Annotated in this window: 2 protein-coding genes; both read left to right on the top strand. The window is 66.4% G+C overall.

Annotated features, from left to right (window positions below; all coding sequences use genetic code 11):
* Positions 1-1,302 precede the first annotated feature (1,302 nt).
* Positions 1,303-1,665 (top strand): hypothetical protein, encoded by a 363-nt coding sequence (locus JOL79_RS33400; RefSeq protein WP_210159942.1) that lies wholly within the window; start codon positions 1,303-1,305, stop codon positions 1,663-1,665.
* Positions 1,666-1,686: 21 nt separating this feature from the next.
* The coding region (locus JOL79_RS33405; RefSeq protein ID WP_307848864.1) for a glycoside hydrolase family 2 TIM barrel-domain containing protein at positions 1,687-3,005 on the top strand (1,319 nt) is incomplete at its 3' end.

Raw genomic sequence — 3,005 nt, forward strand, 5'->3', positions numbered from 1 at the left:
CCTGGTCCGCGCCGGGGCGACCTTCATCAACGGCAAGCTCGTCGAGCGGCCCGAGGAATCACCGGCTATCGAGGACCCGTCGATAGCCGCTTAAAAGATCCCGATCCACAGGTATTGACGATTGCTCCCGCGGCCCGCCGGGCGCGCCGGACGGCCGCGTGCCCGGCTGCGGCTCTTCGGCCGGTCCGGGCACGCACCGCCCCGCGCGCCCGAAAGGTCAGCAGAAGTCCACTGAACGCCGTGACGATCGCCCACTTCGCTTCTCGCCATAGGTGGCCAGGGCGATCGGCTGCCGCGGCCCTCCTGCGTCGGGCCTTGCCATCGGGCAACGTGGGCAAGGTCCTGCTAATCTTCCGGATCTGATGCCGCACCAGGTGGCATGAGACGCTTTGCTTCCTGATGAGCTTGTGAAGCCTCAGCTGCGCGGCCCAGCTCCGAGAAGGTGATGCCGAGGTTGGACAGCGAGCGGCCGAGGTGGAGGCGGTAGCGGTCGGGGTAGATGCGGCCAGCTCCCGGTAGAGGGTGACGGCTTCTTGCTCTGCGGGCAGGGCGTCGGTCGGGCGGTCCAGTGCCGAAAGATGCAGGCCAACACCTAACAACCACCGTGCCCGCTCCCTGATCCGTCGGCAACGACAAGATCATCATTCATTGGATCTATTACGACCAGTTGGAGCTGTTACAGCCAGCTTGTGGCGAACTCGTCTTTGGCGGCGAGCAGGAAAACTGGTCGCCGACGTGTTGTGGACGCAACGGTCGCCCGAGTTCGACGGTGAAGACGCAACCGCTGTCGCCGCTGTTGTAGCGGTGCAGGAAGTCTCCGAGGGCATCGGTCCGTTCGTCATTGCGGCGTAGGGCCGTAGGTGGGCCGATTCCCTTACCAGGCGCCCGACGGCTCGAATCGATCCGTTTAACTGTGAAAGTTCGATACAGGCCTGGATGGTCCCGAGCATGCCGATTCTCGATCTTGGAACCGTGTTCGAGGCGCCAAGGCAGCCTGAAACTTACACGACGTCTAGGACCGCGTGATCTCATCAGGCGTGATGGGAGCCAGACGGCCGAAGTGATCCGATCTCTGTAGAACCCTGAGCATTGACGGGTGGGAGCCCGGGCCTTATGTGTGATGTCGGTCATGCCGTCGAACCGATACGACGATCCCCTTACGAGGAGACAGGATGCCCCCTCAAGCCGTCGGCTTTCGCCGACGAACGGCGACGGCCTGAACGGCCGGGCGGTGGCGCCCGCGGAGGGGCGGCCGGCCCCGGGAAGTGCCTCACAAACGGGATTCACCCGAAAGGATCACCGATGAAGCGGAGCGACCCCTCCTCCCGTCCTCGACGTACGACGAGCAGGTGGCCGGCTGTGATGGCGGCCCTGCTGGTCGCGACGATCGGGGCTCAGCCGGCTGCGGCGGAACAGCGGTCCGCGCCGTCGGAGTCCACCGCGACGGTCGCCGCCGCCGCTGGGGACATCGACGGCTTCACCGCGGGCAATGCCGCGATCGCCTCGGTCGATCTCGCCGGGACGTGGAGCTTCACCCCGGCGGGCCGGTCGACGACGTCGATCAAGGTGCCTGGAGGCGGCTGGTACAAGCAAGGGTTCACTGATGTGTCCCAGGCGGTGTACTCGCGTACGGTGACGGTGCCGGACTCGGGGCAACCGCAGTAGGCGTGGATCGAGTTCGGCGCCGTGAACCACCAGGCGACCCTGTCGGTGGACGGCCGGGTGGTCGCGACGCAGACCACGGCATTCACCCCGTCGAAGTTCGACATCAGCGCCTACGCCGCGCCGGGCACCACTCATACGATCAGCGTCGACGTGAAGGGCCGCGGCGCGTTGAAGGCATCCAACGGCCGGTACCTGGTGCCCGACGCCGCCGAGTGGTCCGAGGCGGTCCCGCAGGGCATCTACCGCTCCGCGTTCCTGCGGGTATATCCGGCCGTGTACGTCAGTGACACGTTCGTCCGCACGTCGGTGGCGAATCAGACCCTCGGCTACGACATGTGGGTGACCAACACCTCGACCAGCGCTCGATCGGTGACGCTGACCGGCGAGCTCTCCTCCGACGGCGGCGGGACGTTCTCCTACCCGGCGCTGCCGTCGCGCACCGTGACCGTGGGGGCGCGGTCGACGGCCAAGGTCACGGTCGATTCCGTCGCGTGGAACCTCGGCAGCGCCTCGTACTGGTGGCCGAACGTCCCCTACCGGTCGGGCTACCGAGCCCAGCTTCACCGTCTCAAGGTTCACGCCGCGACCGACGATGGCCGGACGAGTGAAGCGACGTACCGGTTTGGGTTCCGGGAGGCCACCCAGAACGGGGAGTATTACTACCTCAACGGCGTGCGCGCGAACTTCCGCGGCGACAACCTTCAGGGTGCCGACTACGACCGGATCAACAACGGCGGCAAGGGCGACGCCTACGACACGCTGCCCGGCTTCCTCCCGCCTTCGGCGGGCAACGGCGGCTGGCCGCAGGCCGTGGACAACTACCAGCGGCTCAACTACAACGTGGTGCGCGTCCACCAGGAGCCGGCCAGCCCGTACATGCTCGACGTGGCCGACGAGATGGGCCTGATGATCATCGACGAGGTCGCGATCCGCGGCTCCCAGTCCGGGCAGGATTGGATCACCGGGCACGACAACATGGTCAACCACGCCCGTGCGCTGGTCCTGCGCGACCGCAACCACCCCGCGGTCATCCGCTGGAGTCAGAACAACGAGCCGAACCAGAGCGGCCAGGATTCCGAACAGTTCGAGAAGGACCTGTACGCGGCGATGAACGGCGCCGACGGCACCCGGCCGATCATCGTCGAGCTGGGCGTCGGCGCGAATCCCAACATGTATCCCGGGATGACGTACGCCAACTTCGCGGTGATCTCGCACTACGTCGATGGCTTCGGCAGGTACGGGGAGGGCCTGATCACCGTGAACGGGCGGCCCGACGGTGAGGGCGAGTTCATCTGGCCGGCATGCAACAACAAGCAGGGCTTCGAGTGGTTCGCCACGGC

Origin of the sequence: Microbispora oryzae (assembly GCF_017896165.1) — a bacterium.
GTDB classification, from domain to species: domain Bacteria; phylum Actinomycetota; class Actinomycetes; order Streptosporangiales; family Streptosporangiaceae; genus Microbispora; species Microbispora oryzae.

Coding starts and splice junctions, on each gene's coding strand:
- JOL79_RS33400 (WP_210159942.1), top strand. CDS start 1,303: ATGAAGCGGAGCGACCCCTCCTCCCGTCCTCGACGTACGACGAGCAGG.